General features: G+C 41.5%; 12 protein-coding genes. 2 read left to right on the forward strand and 10 right to left on the reverse strand.

The genetic code is table 11. From position 1 onward, the window contains the following. Positions 1-315: 315 nt before the first annotated feature. From FD12_RS05770 to FD12_RS05795, 6 genes are all read right to left on the reverse strand, one after another. Positions 316-2,379: an LTA synthase family protein gene (locus FD12_RS05770; protein ID WP_056982153.1), complete on the reverse strand. Its 2,064-nt coding sequence runs from the start codon at positions 2,377-2,379 to the stop codon at positions 316-318. 35 nt (positions 2,380-2,414) lie between these two features. After that, positions 2,415-3,443, reverse strand: coding sequence for a lysylphosphatidylglycerol synthase transmembrane domain-containing protein (locus FD12_RS05775; RefSeq protein WP_056982154.1), 1,029 nt, complete (start codon positions 3,441-3,443; stop codon positions 2,415-2,417). Positions 3,444-3,445: 2 nt separating this feature from the next. Further along, positions 3,446-4,468 (reverse strand): glycosyltransferase family 4 protein, encoded by a 1,023-nt coding sequence (locus FD12_RS05780; protein ID WP_054748545.1) that lies wholly within the window; start codon positions 4,466-4,468, stop codon positions 3,446-3,448. Between the two features lie 23 nt (positions 4,469-4,491). Continuing rightward, the gene (locus FD12_RS05785) at positions 4,492-5,676 is read right to left on the reverse strand and encodes a glycosyltransferase family 4 protein (RefSeq protein WP_082622177.1); all 1,185 of its coding nucleotides are present in this window, start codon (positions 5,674-5,676) and stop codon (positions 4,492-4,494) included. Positions 5,677-5,913: 237 nt separating this feature from the next. Next, positions 5,914-6,180 (reverse strand): phosphocarrier protein HPr, encoded by a 267-nt coding sequence (locus FD12_RS05790; protein ID WP_054748547.1) that lies wholly within the window; start codon positions 6,178-6,180, stop codon positions 5,914-5,916. 132 nt (positions 6,181-6,312) lie between these two features. Then, complete coding sequence (locus tag FD12_RS05795) at positions 6,313-6,522, reverse strand: hypothetical protein (RefSeq protein ID WP_054748549.1); 210 nt, start codon at positions 6,520-6,522, stop codon at positions 6,313-6,315. A 149-nt stretch (positions 6,523-6,671) separates the two neighbouring features. Here FD12_RS05795 and FD12_RS05800 point away from each other — a divergent pair, with 149 nt between their 5' ends. After that, a complete protein-coding gene (locus tag FD12_RS05800; protein WP_056982156.1) occupies positions 6,672-8,918 on the forward strand; it encodes an ATP-dependent Clp protease ATP-binding subunit in 2,247 nt (748 codons plus the stop codon). Positions 8,919-9,072: 154 nt separating this feature from the next. Further along, entirely contained in the window at positions 9,073-10,215 is a 1,143-nt protein-coding gene (locus FD12_RS05805) for a MucBP domain-containing protein (RefSeq protein ID WP_054748551.1), read from the forward strand. Positions 10,216-10,460: 245 nt separating this feature from the next. Here the strand turns inward: FD12_RS05805 and FD12_RS05810 are convergent, their stop codons facing one another. The 4 genes from FD12_RS05810 to FD12_RS05825 form a co-directional block, all read right to left on the reverse strand. After that, positions 10,461-11,888, reverse strand: coding sequence for a C69 family dipeptidase (locus tag FD12_RS05810; protein WP_054748552.1), 1,428 nt, complete (start codon positions 11,886-11,888; stop codon positions 10,461-10,463). Positions 11,889-11,912: 24 nt separating this feature from the next. Continuing rightward, positions 11,913-13,493, reverse strand: a complete 1,581-nt coding sequence (locus FD12_RS05815) for a peptide chain release factor 3 (RefSeq protein ID WP_056982158.1) — start codon at positions 13,491-13,493, stop codon at positions 11,913-11,915. A gap of 349 nt (positions 13,494-13,842) precedes the next feature. Further along, positions 13,843-15,864 carry a CDP-glycerol glycerophosphotransferase family protein gene (locus FD12_RS05820; protein WP_056982160.1) on the reverse strand — a complete coding sequence of 674 codons (2,022 nt, stop codon included), beginning with the start codon at positions 15,862-15,864 and terminating at the stop codon, positions 13,843-13,845. A 12-nt stretch (positions 15,865-15,876) separates the two neighbouring features. Beyond that, positions 15,877-16,725 (reverse strand): hypothetical protein, encoded by an 849-nt coding sequence (locus FD12_RS05825; protein WP_056982161.1) that lies wholly within the window; start codon positions 16,723-16,725, stop codon positions 15,877-15,879. Positions 16,726-16,942 lie beyond the last annotated feature (217 nt).

Here is a 16,942-nt window from a genome sequence, read left to right on the forward strand (position 1 = left end):
GGAACGCCCTGCACATTTGTTTGTCGAAAATTTTGTTCAGTTTTCAAAGGTCTACAACGCTGTTTTGAAAGGCTCAATGTCCTTCGCGACAACTGTTTAAATATACCACGCTGCTATCAATATGTCAACAAACTTTTTTAAATCACTTTTAAGTTGAAATGACATACCTTCGAAACAGCATCTATAGATATACCGAAAATTCAGGCTCCAGTCAAGCATAAATTCAAAACAATTTTATAAAATGCTTCTAGTGGGTTTTAAAAACAAGAAAAGCCCCAAAAGATCAATATAAATTGGTCTTTCAGAGCCATCACCTTATTTCAATTCTGGCGCATCCGTCTTATATAAATTCATAGTCGACTTACCACCATTCTTTGCTTCTATACTGGTTGGATGTTTTTCTTGGGCCTTCTTTAAATTATCAATTCCTTTAGTATATTGATAGGTAAAGTCCTTACGGTTCACTTTCTTGAATCCTTTTGGTGTGTAGAAGCGTAACAAATCACCATAAATGACTCGATCTGAAAGTGATAATTCGGTTGTAACGTGGTTTTGGATACTGGCAATTTCCTTCTTTTGCTTGGCGTTTGGCGTAATTGCCTGACCCGTTTTAGTCAGGTACACCGTGCTGCCAACCTTCGTATACTTAGGGGTAACAAAGTCCCCGTTTCTAAAGGCAACCCGCTGATCATGCTGCTTAGATAACAAATCGGTACCAAATTGAATCGTATTGTTGTTCTTGTCACCCAGCAGATGTAGCAAAGTCGGCAGCACATCAATTTCACCACCGTAACTATGATCAATTTTACCCTTTAGTCCGTCGGCATGGATCATAAAAGGTACCTTCTGGAACTGAGCAAGATCATAATTCGTAATAGACTTCTTGTGTAGTAACTGGGCAATCGCCGGTCGATGATTATTGGAAATCCCATAGTGGTCACCATAAACAACAATGACACTATTTTTCATCAATCCAGTCTTACGAAGATAATTCAAAAATTCTGCGAATGCCTGGTCAAGGTAATGGGCCGTCTGAACGTATGGATCAACCGTCTTATCACCCGTTGTCGTCGCAGGAAAATCGGTATTCTTCTTGTCCAACTCATACGGATAATGATTGGTAAGCGTAATCAGCTTTGCATAGAACGGTTGTGGTAATTGTTGAATATAGTTAGCGGCATCTCTAAAGAAGATCTTATCTTTCAAGCCATAGCCAACACTGTATGAAGGCTTGATCTTGTAATACTGTGAACTAAAGAAATATTGATAGCCCCAGGACTTATATGTACTGTCCCGGTTCCAAAAGCTGGGCACATCCCCATGAAAGGCAGCGGTCGTATAACCCCGTTGATCGAGGATCGCAGGAGCTGCCTGATACGTGTTTTGCGCGCCGTAGGTCACCATTGCGGAACCTTGTGGCAGGCCATAAAGTGAATTTTCCAACATCATTTCAGCATCTGAAGTTTTCCCTTGGGCAACTTGATGATAAAAATTATCAAAACTGACGGTATTCTTGTTACGGAAAAACTTGTTGATGTGTGGTGTGACTTCCTTACCATCCACTTTGTAATTAATCAAAAATTGCTGGAAACTTTCCAAATGAATGATAAAGACATTCTTCCCCTTTTCCTTACCGAAATACTCTGGATTGGGTTTGGCTCTGGTGTGCTTTAAGTATTTCAAAATACTATCCATGTCACTTGCTTTTGCATGCGACCGGGTAGCCGATTCCTTTTGAGTCTGGTACGCATTAAAGGCTGCGTATTCATTCAGGCCTAAGTATTTAACAATATAGTTATTATCAAATGTCCGAGTTAAAAGACCAGTCCGATCAGAATTGGCCAGTCCATACTCACCACCCATTAATAATAGCGAAATAAACGAAATCAAAAGGGCATAACGCTTTTTGAATGGCTGAGCATCTGTCTTGATCACGTGGAAAACAAGTAATCCGATTAGAATTAAAATGTCCAAGAAAATAAAGAAGTCACTAAACCGAACGATTTCAGCAAGGCTCTTCCCCAGATTATTCTGAACGTTTCCACTTCCTTTAATGATCCCGAGTGACAGAAAATCAGAAAATTCCCGGTAGTAGACAATATTGGCAAAAATCCAAATGGTCTCCAAGAAATCGACAATCATCATGAGCCAGTACGAAAGTCGGCCACTAAAGTATAATGCAATTCCAAACGTTAGTAAGGCCGCTGGAATTGGATTCACTGCCAGCAAGAACTCCTGCATCCCACCCTTGACGCCAAGCGAGAATTTGGTTAGGTAAACAATATACGTTTTAATGCAAAAAAGTATGACGATCAGGAAGAAGAATCCCAACCGAGTATTCAAAATATTCGAAAAACGATATTTTTTATCAGATATCATCTTTGTTCCTCCAAAAATATCTGGTAAGCAGCCATTCAAGCTGGTTTATCAGAATCATCAACTTTATCTGGTTTGATTAATAAAGCAAAGGCCCCAGCAGCCATTCCGAAGTAGTAAGTCAATAGCCGCCAGAGAATCATGGCGAGTACCAACTTGCTATTGCTTGAAATGAAACTATGAAACAATGATTCGAAGCTAAACTCAGCGCCACCCGACCCGCCAGGAATCGGAAAGAGTGAAATAATCATGACAATCATAATATGGAGACTGGTAACCATGAAGATATTGGCGTTGTAATAGCCAAGTGAGAGCATAATGAAATATGGAATCAGGTAATAGAACGATAATTGGAAGAAAGTGAGCACGACGACCTTTAATAACAGCTTGGGTTGCCGGCCAATCCGAATGCTTTCTTCATACAAGTTGTCAATTTTTTCATAGAGGGTAACGCGCATGGCATAATATTTTTCGTCCTTTACAAACCATTTTACTGGATGAAAAAGAATCTTGGTCACTTTTTTAGTAAATCTTGGCCAATACATAATCATTAAGAGACCTACGATTACAAAAAAATGGATCAAAAAACCAAATAGCACGAATAATGCCAAAAAATGCAACTTACTGGCAACAAAATGAAACCCGATAACTAAACTAATAAAAAAATTGACGACAATCATTGCCTGATAAACAACGAATTTCATCAGTAAAACCGAACTCGCACGGCCACCATCAATTCCTGTTTGGAGCATCACAATGAGCTGCCCAGGTTGGCCACCCGATGAAAATGGGGTAATCCCGTTAAATAATTGTTCAACTAATGGCACCCTGATTGCGTCTTTGAAGGTAAAATTCTCGACCCGGTTCGAAACCAATACTTTGGTGACGAACCCCTCAATCAATAAGTATGCACAAATACATAGAAATGCCACCAGCAACCACCACGGATCAAGAGTGAAAAAATCATGAATTAGCACGCTTAACTTGATGTCCTTCATCGAGTAAGCCAGAATGGCAGCACCAATGATCACCATTACGAATAGGGTGATTTTATTATTTCGTGACATTGTTACCCTTCCTCAGCTTGTTGCCTGTAAAAATCATACCAAACTTTTGCCAAGTGAGATTCTGAGTATCGCTCACTGGCCGTTTTCGTTACTTGTTTCAATTCATTCAGCTTGGTGTCATCGGTGATAAGCCCAACTAGTTGCTCATTCATCTCATTGACATCTTTTGCGGGCAAATAATAACCGTCAATAATCGACTTATACAAATCCAGGTCACGCAACATGACTGGTGTATTGGTCGCAAAAGCCTCTAAGACAGACATTGGAAATAGCTCATTGTATGACGGTAAGATAAACAAATCGGCCATGTTATAATAATCAACCATCTTTTGACGATCGATGATCCCCGGAAAGGCTAAATTGCTGGGCGGGTCCTTCACAATTTTTTCAAGTTCCGCGTACCCTTCAGTGATCTTTCCAAACGAAAAGCCACCTGTCCAGATAAATTGGACACTTGGATTACGTTTGGCAAGTTCGACAAAGTCCAAAACCCCTTTTCGAGTTTGAATTTGACCACTGCCTAACACCGTAAACCGATCTTGCTTGTAACCATGAGTTGCCCTCAATTCGCGTTTACGTTGATTGTCAGCAGGATAGAATTCAGTTGGACTGACAAAGTTTGGAATATAAGTGATTCTCTCACTTGGAATGCCATACTTCTCCAACTTGGGAATAAACGATGGATTCACAACAACAATATGATCCATCCGCTTGTAAAACGCAATCACATATTTGTAAAAGACTCCCTTAAACGGTTGAGGAATTTTTAAACTGCCTTCCAAAGTCTCTGGAATGAAATGAACGTATCCAATTTTTCGGCCCCGCTTCTTGGAAAAGGTGGACAGGTAAAAGCTGGGATTAATCGTGTGATAGTGACTGATATCCGCTCTGGCATAACTATTAATTGTAATCTGAAAATCCTTTGGAAAGTACTGTTTCAGCATCGCAATTAATTCGTCGTAAGCACTACCCACGCCTTGGCCCTTAACCTTGTCGGCCGTCGAGAACATGTTGATCTTAAGCATAGAAACTCCTTTAGAAACAGTAATTATTCGATATTAATCGTTGGATCTTTTGGCAACTCCTGTTCAACCGTCACGTTATGATAAAAATCGACAACCCGATCGGCGAATGTTTCAGCAGAAATCGCCTTAAGCTTTTTTTGTAAAATTCCTTTGGCTTTCCCCGTGTTGTTTTGGACAGGTTCAGTGAGATAGTTAACGACCGCATCCACGTATCCTGAAGCATCCTGATAGGTTTGCCCCAACGTCGGGTTGTTTAATAGTGCGTCCGTGTAGTCGCTTGTCGTCACAACAACGGGCAAGCCGGCAGCCATCGCTTCAATATAGGTCAGTCCTTGAGACTCTGATTCAGAGGCAGAAACAAAGACATCTGCCGCCCGATAAAACGCGTTCACGTGGTCATTACTGATTTCGCCAGTAAAGATCACGTGATCAGCTAACCCCAGCTTATCAGCCTGATCCATCAAATCTTGTTTGGCGGGACCATCGCCGACAATCATCAATTTTGCGTCGGGAACCTTAGTAAGAATATCTGGAACCCAGTCAATGACTTGGGCTAAATTCTTTTCATAGGCCAACCGGCTGATGGATAACATCAACGGCGTATCCTTTGAAATATGATACTTGGTTCGAATATCGGTATGAAGTTCTTTGGCATACATGCCAATATCGATTCCGGTTGGGATGATCCGCATCTGACTTTTAACCCCATAGTCCGTTAACTTATCAAGCACGCGATCACTTGGAGCAATTACGCCGGACAAGTGATAACAGAATGCCAAAGTGCCTTCCTTAACATGGACAGGTTTGAGCAGCTTACCATTGGCAACGTAATGCAAATAATCTTCATACATCGTGTGATAAGTATGAACACAGGGAATATTTAAATTCTTGGCTACAAACTTTCCAATCACCCCCATCGAAAATTCCGTTTGGGTGTGGACGATGTCTAGATTCAGCTCTTTAGCAATTTCATAAGCTTGAAAAAGGCCCCGAACTGCAATCCGTCGATCTGTAAAGGAAATGAATGGAATACTGGAAAATCTGAAAATGTTTCGTTCATATGTATCTTTATCAACGTGAGGATCAGTCGTCGTAAAAATGTATACCTGGTTTCCTTGCCGTTCCAACTCGTTCTTAAGAGTTCGAATCGAGGTGGCAACCCCACTCACTTGTGGGAAATAGGTATCAGTAAAAATTCCAATGTTCACGACTAACTCCCCTTTCTTGTGGTGCAGTTTAGTATTTCGAAGGTAGCAGGCAATCGCCACTCATCAACACCACTAGTGGCATTGTGGTGTAACAATCGTTATAATTATATTGGTTTAGTTCTAGTATTGCAAACCACTCAAACTAAAAAAACAAGCTGCTAATCAACCGTTTATAGCTGTTAGCAACTTGTTTTTTAAGTTATTTATAAGTCTAGTATTCATCACAATGAACATGAATTAGTCAGTGAGTCCTTCAGACTTCATTGTTTCACTGATTGCAGCAATTGCCTGCTTTTCGTCGTCGCCGTCAGCAGTAATTGTTACTGATGCACTTTGGCCGACACCCAATGACATCACACCCATAATTGATTTCAAGTTAACGGACTTTTCTTGATATTCAAGGGTAATATCTGAGTTAAATTTGCTTGCCGTCTGGACTAATAAAGTAGCTGGGCGAGCATGAATTCCTGTTTCTGCCACAATGTTATATTCACGTTTTTCCATTATAAATCATTCTCCTCTGATCAGTTTTATAAACTCCGAAAAATAATTTTAAAGTTAAAATTATTCCTTACTCATCTTAGAATAGCAATATATCAACCAAAATACAAGCTTAACATCAACCGCTTACAGCATTTATTGCGTTTTTTTGTCATCTTCGTCGCGTTCAAAAACATATGTCACCACGCCACCTTGATTTGCGGTCCCAATCACCCGCTTGCGCTTGTCGAAATTCATGTAGGCCACTTGGAAATCCATGAAGTGGTCTGGGTGCACTTCAATCTTATCAAGCTCTCCGGATTCTAGCTTCTTCAGTTGTTCCTCATAATTTACATCGTCTGCCAATGGTTAATCATCTCCTTAAATGATCTGTTCAGTCCAATTACTTGATTACATCATATGTTGTTGTATAATAATTTCAAAGGTCAAAGTTGGTCAGTAACTTCATCCTTCGTTGTCCTTTTATTTTCTATATTAAAGGAGGAAAGCAATTAATGCTATGCCAAAATTGCCATAAGAATCCAGCAACCATTCATCTTTATACGAGTGTGAATGGTCAAAAGCAAACAATTAATCTTTGCCAAAATTGCTATCAACTCCTATCGAACAAACAACGTAACACAGGAGGTGCTCAAAATATGGCTCAAGATCCATTTGGATTTGGTGGCTTAGACGACATTTTCCGCGCAATGCAAAACGGAAATGTGAATCCAAACTCCCAACAAGAAATTCCGCCTACCCAACCAATGGGACCAAATAACGGTGGCGGTCCAAGAGGTCCTCAACAAAATGGCAACTCACTTCTCGGCCAATATGGTATCAATTTAACCCAACTTGCCAGAGATGGGAAAGTTGACCCGGTTATCGGCCGTGATAATGAAATCCGTCGAGTCGTCGAAATCTTAAACCGTCGAACCAAGAACAACCCAGTCCTCATTGGAGAAGCCGGGGTTGGTAAAACAGCTGTTGTTGAAGGATTAGCCCAGGAAATCGTTTCTGGCAATGTTCCTTCGAAGCTGCAAAACAAACAGATTATTCGCCTTGACGTCGTTTCACTTGTTCAAGGAACCGGGATCCGGGGCCAATTTGAACAGAGAATGCAGCAATTAATCAAGGAAGTTCAGGACAATCCAGACATCATCCTATTCATTGATGAAATCCATGAAATTGTTGGTGCCGGAAATGCCGAGGGTGGCATGGACGCCGGTAACGTCTTAAAGCCCGCGCTTGCCCGTGGCGAATTCCAGTTAATCGGTGCCACAACGTTAAAAGAATATCGTGATATCGAAAAAGATTCAGCTTTGGCTCGTCGACTTCAACCAGTGACAGTTGAGGAACCATCACCAGAGGAATCGATCAAGATTTTGAAGGGTATCCAGAAACGTTATGAAGATTACCACCACGTTAAGTACACGGATGATGCGATTAAGGCAGCGGTTAAGTTGTCCGACCGTTACATTCAAGATCGGTTCTTACCTGATAAGGCCATCGATTTACTCGATGAAGCCGGCTCTCGAAAGAATTTGACCATTAATGCGGTTGATCCTCACACGGTTGACGAAAAGATTCAAAATGCTGAGAAGCAGAAACAAGCCGCTTTGAAGAGTGAAGATTATGAAAAAGCCGCTTACTATCGTGATCAAGTAAGTAAGCTTGAAAAGACCAAGGAAAACGGCAGCGTTGATTCCGCAGATACCCCCCAAGTAACTGCAGAAGACATGGAAAAGATTGTCGAAGAGAAGACTGAAATTCCAGTTGGTGAATTACAAGCCAAGGAACAGCAACAACTTCGCAACTTAGCTCCTAACCTTGAAAAGCACGTCATTGGTCAAAACGAAGCTGTTGAAAAGGTTGCCCGGGCTATCCGTCGTAACCGGGTTGGCTTCAATGGAACCGGCCGGCCAATCGGTTCATTCCTATTTGTCGGCCCTACCGGAGTTGGTAAAACTGAATTAGCTAAGCAACTCGCCTATGAACTATTTGGTTCAAAGGATTCCATGATCCGGTTTGACATGTCTGAGTACATGGAGCCGCATTCAGTGGCTAAGTTGATTGGTTCACCTCCTGGCTACGTTGGGTACGAAGAAGCTGGTCAGTTAACTGAACAAGTTCGTCGTCACCCATACAGTCTCATTTTGCTGGATGAAGTTGAAAAAGCCCATCCTGATGTTCTTCATATGTTCCTTCAAATTCTTGACGATGGTCGTTTGACTGATAGCCAAGGACGGACGGTTTCATTTAAGGATACCATCATTATCATGACGAGTAACGCCGGCCAAGGTGATTCCGAAGCCAACGTTGGTTTTGGGGCTGCGGCTACCGGTAAGACCCACTCAATCATTGACAAGTTGACCAACTACTTCAAACCGGAACTATTAAACCGTTTCGATGACGTTGTTGAATTCAGCCCACTTTCAAAGGAAAATCTCCAGAAGATTGTTTCGCTGATGATCGATGATGTTAACAACATGCTTGCCCAACAAGGATTGTTCATTAACGTGACTGATAAAGCCAAGGCTAAGTTGGTTGAATTAGGATTCAATCCGGCAATGGGTGCCCGACCACTTCGTCGAGTGATCCAAGAGCAGGTTGAAGATAAAGTCGCTGATTACTATCTTGACCATGAAGGTGCTGCTCGCTTGACTGCCGATGTTGATCGTAAAGGAAACATCGTCATCAAGACTGACAGTGAAGCAAAACCTGCCACTAAATCAAGTGGTTCAACTAAAAGTGATCAATAATTGATCAAAAAAGTGATTCGAACAACTTGTTCGGACCACTTTTTTAGTACATAGAATTTGCCATAAAGAATTGTTCACCAATTATGAAGCGCTTGATTTCGCAGTCCCTTAGATTATGATATAATTTTGTATAGAACCTTTTAGGAGATACGAAATGACGCTGATTGATTGGCTTAGACGAAAATTGAATAGTTTCCCCCCCATTCGTCCCCAAGCGCGGCAAAATCGCATTAATCGTCGCAACCATTCCCGGCGACACAAACGGGAAATGGTTAACGTAGATCCCGGATCTGACTCAATTCAGTCCACCGATAGCCGCCAAAATAAAGAAGTGCAACCGGCCCCTGCTGATCATCAGGTTAAAGAACCGCAACCAGTTGATCAAGCGCCGGCCAAAACCGACTTCAGCTACGAAGACCGACAACAATCACAAATTTCCATTTTTTATTTGGATGAAAATCAACAGGAAATCCGCCCCGCAGACATTTTAACTGGCTTTAGCGGTGATCGTTTACAGTTTCGGTTTCCAACGTTTGCGGACTATTTCATCACTGCCATTGATGACTTCACAAGTCATTTTGAAGATGATGACCAAGAAATCACCGTTCATTACGAGTTGCGCCAAGGTCAGCCAGTCCTCATCTATTCTGTGGATACGGATACCGGCAACATTCTTCAATCTGTCAATATTTTGAGTGACAAATTGGGGAAGAAGTATCAAATTGATTCCCCAAACGTGGCTAATTATCGATTGATCACCAGTACAGGCAATACTTTGGGCCATTTCAACACTGACATTCAAAAAGTCATTTTTGCCTATCGGCGGGCCGACTGGAAAACGGTTCAACAAGTTGAATATTACGTCAAGTTAACCCGCCACCACGATGTGTTTGATGAGCCCAACGGTCACATCCTACGAACTGGGTTGCCAAAGAACCTGGTTTTAAAAGTCTTTGGCAGAGTCATTACTTCAAACGACACCAGCTGGTTAAATATTGGCGGCTTTGAATGGATTAAAAACCATCAGCTTGAACCAAGTGACCCACCAGTTCAAGAAGTTGTTGGACCAATTACCGAAACATCCCGCAATCCGGTTCGGTTGTTTGGAACTATTAGTTTTGTCCCAGGGCGTTCGGTTGCGTTGTTTGACCAACCTTATGGCACTCAAACTAATGAATTACTTGATGGCAGCAGAGTCTCGATAGTCGCAACAATTGTGGACGATCAGGATTTAATTTGGTATGAATTAGCCGATCATTCAGTGATTCCCAGAAATTATGTGACTGTTGATGAATGAAATTGTGAGCCTAACAAATAGCCGTTTTGATCCAAGTAATTGAAAATACTTTAGCAAATGTCTCAAAAAATTAAAAATTGTCCACCACAAAGGGCCCCTGACCATCAATCCACACTTGGGATTTTGGTCGGGGGCCCTTATTTCATTGTATTAAATTGTTAGGCCTCTAGCATGATAATGCCTTCAAACGCCAAATTGCAAGCAACCACTCCTTGAAGGTGAACGTAGGCTGCTATTTTTTCAGACTACAGGTTCTTATCATACTCAAAGGTTAATTTCGAAAGGTTTAATCCCTTTTCAATCAGCTGATGATTGAAATGCTCCGTTGCAATTCTCATCATCTTAACAACTTGATGATTCTGCTCGGTCAAATAATTCGTCAATTCAGTTCCCTTCAAACCCTTTGCTTCATCGATCGTATCTTGAACATGGCGACGAAGCTTTTCTTTTGAATCCGTCAAGAAATCAACATCATCTTGAGCAAATTCTGAATAGTGAGTTTCAACTAACATTGACAACTTTCGATACATCCAGTATGCACTTTCATCATCACAGTGCAATGGTGTGTTGGCATAACTTTCGTCCGTATCATTAGCATTAGCAAAGAATGGCACGTATGGTGAAAATGCGGGCACCCCAAAGCAGAGCCACATAATTGCCGAACAGCCGCCCGTCACGTCATTACGGATCTGCAAGACATGGGAGTTTTGCGTCCGATTCATCGCAATTGGTCGGAACAGTGTCTTCGTATCTTCGTTGCCTGGTGCTAAAGGATCATACTTAGTTTCATTGAAATGAGACCCCAAGACAAATTCAATATCCTCAACCGTGATCTTCTTATCTGTATGACAAATAAAAGGTAAGTCAGATGAAGTTGGATCCTGCTCAATTTCAGGGTTGAAATAGCGTTGGCCATACCAAACCCGAGGCGTGTTATAGTGCCGATCTTTTTCGTTATCCGTCCCAAAAATCCGCCGGAAATCAAAACCTGTTTTGTGATTATTCAAATGGTATTTTTCAACAAACTCTTGAATCCCGTCTGAATACATAAAATTGTCCGAATCATTAAAGTCGACTTGTTGAATGGCAACTTGATTGGCTGCTACTGCATAAGCATCGTCTGGAATTCGTTCAGCAACCCAATGGTGTCCCGTTACAATTTCCATATACCAAACTTCGTCGTGATCACTAAAAATCACACCGTTGCCTTCTGGTGACCCATACTTTTTAATCAAATTGCCAAGATACTTAACGCCATCTCGAGCTGAGTCAATGTATGGCAAAACCATTGACTGAAGAGAGTCTTCCGCCAATCCATTTTTGACCAACGGATCATAGGCAAGAGCCCGTTCGTTACCATAAACACTTTCGGTCGCACTCATTGCAACGTTTTTTTCGTTGAATCCACTTTCAGCGTATACGCCTTCTTTGGCAACGTCCGCATTGGGGGTCAATGAATACCGGTAACCATTTTTGGGTAATGGGGCCTTGAAACCATTTTGGTTAGATACCCAAACTTCGTCACGATTAGAAACGGCCGGTTCAACGTAGAACCGTTGGGGTGTCAGTGGCAAAAATGTGTCATCATTTCGAGCAACCATTGTCGACCCGTCGATCGAAGCCTTTTTACCTACCAAAATTGTGGTACAAGCTGATAAATGTTTTGCAGCCATGTGTGAATCTCTTCTTTCCGAAAATTATAGTTTAGAAGTTAATTTTACATCTGGATACTTATCTTTGAACCATCGCAAGGCAAATTCATTCTCAAACAAAAATAATGGATTGCCGGCCCGATCTTTCACCAGTAAATTCCGCGATGATGACATTCTTTCATCAAGTTGGTCTGGATCAATCCACCTGGCAATCTTATGACCAAGGGATTCCATATTAACTTCAGAGTTATACTCATTTTTCATTCTGAACTGGAACACTTCAAATTGCAGCTGACCAACGGCTCCCAGAATGTAATCATTGGTCGTGTAAGAAGTATAGATCTGAACGGCCCCTTCTTGAACGAGTTGATCAATTCCTTTATGAAATGATTTTTGCTTCATGACATTTTTTGCAGAAACCCGCACGAACAGCTCCGGTGTAAATTGTGGGAGTTTTTCGAATTCGATCGGCGATTTACCCGTATAAATCGTGTCACCAATTTGAAAGTTTCCAGTATCATAAAGACCGATAATATCACCGGCAACTGCCGTCTTAACATTTTCACGCGTATTTGCCATAAACTCAGTCACGTTCGACAACCGCAACTTCTTCTTGGTCCGATAGAGGTTCACATCCATCCCCTTTTCGAATTCGCCGGAACAAACTCGGACAAAAGCGATTCGATCCCGGTGACTAGGGTTCATATTAGCCTGAATCTTGAAAACAAATCCAGAGAAGCGATCAGCATCGGGGGCAACCACATCGCCTTCCTCGGTCTTATGGGCACTTGGAGCTGGTGCATATTTCAAATAAGCGTCAAAGAACGTCTTAACTCCAAAGTTTACCAAGGCTGAACCGAAGAATACCGGTGTTAAATCTCCCGTGGCAATTTTAGCTTCGTCAAATTTATTACCGGCCATATCCAGTAAGTCAATATTATCTTTAGTATCTTGAAATTGATCATTTTCAGCCAGTTCTGGATCATCGATCGGATTATTGTGATCATCCAATTTGACAATTGTGCTGTCCTTATCATGATCATGATTATATAGCTCAACTTGATGATTATAACGATCATAAATCCCATCGAGGGTCTTCCCCATTCCGATCGGCCAATTCATTGGATAAGCGTCAATGCCTAAAACATTTTCCAATTCATCAATCAAGTCCATAGGTTCGCGGCCATCGCGGTCAAGCTTGTTCATAAATGTGAAAATGGGGATCCCCCGCATCTTACAAATTTGAAATAACTTTTTAGTTTGCGGCTCGATTCCTTTAGCTGAATCAATCACCATGACGGCGGAATCAACGGCCATCAAAGTCCGATAAGTATCCTCGGAGAAATCCTCATGCCCTGGCGTATCCAAAATGTTAATCCGTTTGCCTGCATAATCAAACTGCATCACAGAGCTGGTAACGGAAATTCCACGCTTCTGCTCAATTTCCATCCAGTCGGATTTGGCAAAGTTACCGGTCTTTCGGCCCTTAACGGTACCTGCAGTTCGAACAACCCCACCAAACAAAAGCAATTGTTCGGTGATGGTCGTTTTTCCGGCATCGGGGTGAGAAATGATCGCAAAAGTGCGCCGGGTGCTGTCTTCCTTTTTTAATTGTTGGGTATTCATGTTAACTTCCTTTCAGACGAGTCAATAACTCATTAATTTTAACACGTTTTCGGCCGCGCTCCTAGTTGTGGTTATGATTTTACCAGCGTAAGTGTCGAACATTGAATAGTTGGATGCTTTTGAGATTGAAATTGTCACGAAAAGCGATTTGTTCCCAGAATCCATGCGAAAAAGGCTAGACCATATGTCAATCTCCGATCAATAATCATTCGCGTAGATCGTCTCCGTTATTAGTAGAAAAGCAGCCAAAACGATTGATTCCGGTCATTTAACAAAAAGGACCAACTATCCCATCAGGAATAATTGATCCGTTTCGTTCAAGCCCGTCTTGTCTGCTCAACACACCTGCCTAGACGCTTTCGATTTGGTGCATCACATAATTAACCACTTTCAGTGAACTTAAACCATCATTAATTGCACAGAAACGATTATAGAAGTTCATGAATTTTTGGTTGGCACTCATATCTGGATGCGCCAAAGCATGATTAATTTCTGCTAACAATTCTTTTGAGTTTCCAGCAATCTTACCGGGTAAATCCTTTTCGTAGTTAAGATAGAATCCACGAAGTTCTTCCTTATACAAATGATAATCGTATGGATAGAAGAGGATTGGTCGCTTCAAATAAGCGTAGTCAAAGAACACGGAAGAGTAATCAGTGATCAATAGGTCTGATACCAGATACAAGTCACTGATGTTTGGATAATTTGAGAAGTCATACACAAAATCAGAATAATTCGAAATGTCTAAAGCGTTCGAAATCAAATAGTGCATTCTCAAAATCAAGACCGTATCATCCCCAAATGATTTACGGAAATCGTCCAAATCAAATGGCAGTTCAAATGTATACTTGCCCTTCTCAGCGAATTGATTGTCTCGATAAGTTGGCGCATACATCACAACTTTTTTGTCCAGCGGGATTCCAAGTTGTTCTTTAATTGCAGCAATCTCATCGGGATTTGTATTAATTAATTCATCGTTTCGAGGATACCCAATCTTCAAAATTTGGTTGTTAAAACCAAAGGCCGACCGGAAAATTTGAGTCGAGTAATCGTTAGGTGATACTAAGGCATCCCAACGATTAGCTTCCCTAACAAAGTTCTTATGATATTTAGCAGTTGTTGTGCCTGGCATCGAAACATTTTCGATATCCAATCCCAACTTCTTCAGTGGCGTCCCGTGCCAAGTTTGAATATAAGTGACATAGTTTGGCTTCTTGACCCAAGTTGGGAACCGGGCATTACTGATCCAGAATTGAGACTTTTCAAGTATTCGTACCCACTTGTTAGTCCGGCGAACCACGTAAGCAATTCCGTTTTGTTTACAGAACGATTTCTGTGAGCGGTCAATCGACCAGATCATATTTATTCCAGGATAAAGTGTCTTGAACACTTTATAGATCGCATACGGACTGTCACTCACTTGCCGGCCGCCAAAACTTTCAAAAATAATTGTCGTATTTTCGTATGGCGAATGGCCTGATCTAAATAAGAACCGCATTCTGGCAAGATTTAATTTATCTTGAACCATTCGGATGACATCGATGACCCCATGAGCTTTGCCACCGGCAGCGCCAATCTTTTGCAGCAAGGACGCACCAAGAAATTCTTTAACTAAAATACCGTTATCAAACCGTTTCTCTAAGGTGATCATCCGGTTACCAGGTAACTGGGCAATGGTGGACTGGCCACTCAGTGATTTCGAAATGATCAATCTTTGAGTAATCTCGTTGCCCTCAAGATCGTATTTGATATACAATTCGCCAACTGAATTCTGAGGAATATCTGTGAGCGGAATTGAGACGGTGAACATCCCTTGGAACATCCTCTTAGAAACCGGATATTCCAACTTGCCATTATTGGTTTGGTTTCTCAAAATAATCCGTTGGTTCTTAATCTTGATTCCATTAATCTTGTTGTAACCCGTCAACTCCAGGTCAGTATCCGTCAAGTTAACCGAGTTAATCATGAAATCTTCATCAGACTGGTGAGTCCGAATGTTAAACAGTGCCATCCCTTGCGCATCGCTGTTGAATTGATAGTAACTGGTTAGTTCCAACTGGTGACGATCACTCAAATATTCACTTTCAACTTGAATCACATTGGTATGATCGACACCATTGTTGACCATAAAGATCTGCCATTCAAATTCAGTCTGGTCGGCCATGTCAAAATGAAAGTCCTGAGCATCAATATTAACGCGGACAATATTATGATTGAGAACCTTGGTGATTGGCTTCATGATGGAGGCTAAACTGTTTTTTTCAACAAATAACATATAGGCCTGCTCCAAAGAGCCGGTCACATCCAGCAATTCAAATTCTAAAACTTGAAGTCCCTTTTTTTGATGAACTCCGGAAAGTATCGCTCGCAATTTTATGTCCCCTTAATAGTTAAAGATTCGTTTACCTGGCAAATATTTGGCAGCTTCAACCAGGTGATCAATGTCGACGTATGTCTGTGCATTTTCAAGGTCCATGTTAAGCAGCACTTGATGGTAGAATGCATTGATATCATCGTAACGGCGATAATTCGTATACGAAACAGCTTTGGTAATTGTTGACGCCCCTTGGGCTTCGTAGCTTTTCAACATATCATCGTCTTTTTGGCCTGGGAGCGCCGTTAACTCAGCTGGCAGCGGAATCACTGATGAATCCGTGAGATCATACGTCGTTTTTTGTGGTTGCAAATAGTTGGTAAATCTAAAGACCAATTGCCCCTTGGCATTCAACAATAAGCTTTCATCTAATAAATTATTGGTATATTTTTCAATTCCAAAGAGTTTATCAGCATCATCGTAATTATTAATCTGAATAATGCGGCTGTTTTTATCAAATAAAATTGTATGTAGTCTAGTTGAATCCTCACCAAATAAGGTTTCAGCTACAATATTACCGTCGGCCCCCACGAAGCGGGTCACCGGCAATTTACCGGCATGAGACTCATAACTCTTCAATTGGGTAAGATCTGGCGTCAAATAATCGTCATCACTTAACGCAATTCCGTCATGATCCGCATAAATATCAGCCAAATTAATCAACCTGATGTTCTGCGTCTCAGCCGGTAATTTGATCAATTTAAATTCGCGCTTGGCTTGCCAAATTTCATCAAAATTCGTCATTGCAAGTAGCACAACAATTTGGTAATTACTGTTGGCCAAGGCCATCAAGCGGCTTCGAAACGTTGGCTTTCTGATACCTTGAATTGACCTGACCAAAAAAATTGCTCGTTGCATTTTATCCTCCTAAAAGTAAGTGAGCGGAGTAAAGCGATTAGAAGTCGGAGCGTAAGTCTCCTCGGAGGGAAATTCCCGGTTTTGGAATTTTTCTCCGAGGTGCTTACGTGCAGACTTCTGCTTTACGCAGCTGTCCTAAGTAAGTGAGCGAAGCAAAGCGATTAATAACCGGAGCATAAGTCTCCACAACCAGAAATCCTGGGTTTGGATTTTTGGT

Origin of the sequence: Lentilactobacillus rapi DSM 19907 = JCM 15042 (genome assembly GCF_001436255.1) — a bacterium.
Classification (GTDB): domain Bacteria; phylum Bacillota; class Bacilli; order Lactobacillales; family Lactobacillaceae; genus Lentilactobacillus; species Lentilactobacillus rapi.

Bases quoted from the DNA above. Each gene is read 5' to 3' on its own strand.
- FD12_RS05770 (WP_056982153.1), bottom strand. From the start codon at position 2,379: ATGATATCTGATAAAAAATATCGTTTTTCGAATATTTTGAATACTCGG.
- FD12_RS05775 (WP_056982154.1), bottom strand. From the start codon at position 3,443: ATGTCACGAAATAATAAAATCACCCTATTCGTAATGGTGATCATTGGT.
- FD12_RS05800 (WP_056982156.1), top strand. From the start codon at position 6,672: ATGCTATGCCAAAATTGCCATAAGAATCCAGCAACCATTCATCTTTAT.
- FD12_RS05810 (WP_054748552.1), bottom strand. From the start codon at position 11,888: ATGGCTGCAAAACATTTATCAGCTTGTACCACAATTTTGGTAGGTAAA.
- FD12_RS05805 (WP_054748551.1), top strand. From the start codon at position 9,073: ATGACGCTGATTGATTGGCTTAGACGAAAATTGAATAGTTTCCCCCCC.
- FD12_RS05790 (WP_054748547.1), bottom strand. From the start codon at position 6,180: ATGGAAAAACGTGAATATAACATTGTGGCAGAAACAGGAATTCATGCT.
- FD12_RS05815 (WP_056982158.1), bottom strand. From the start codon at position 13,493: ATGAATACCCAACAATTAAAAAAGGAAGACAGCACCCGGCGCACTTTT.
- FD12_RS05825 (WP_056982161.1), bottom strand. From the start codon at position 16,725: ATGCAACGAGCAATTTTTTTGGTCAGGTCAATTCAAGGTATCAGAAAG.
- FD12_RS05780 (WP_054748545.1), bottom strand. From the start codon at position 4,468: ATGCTTAAGATCAACATGTTCTCGACGGCCGACAAGGTTAAGGGCCAA.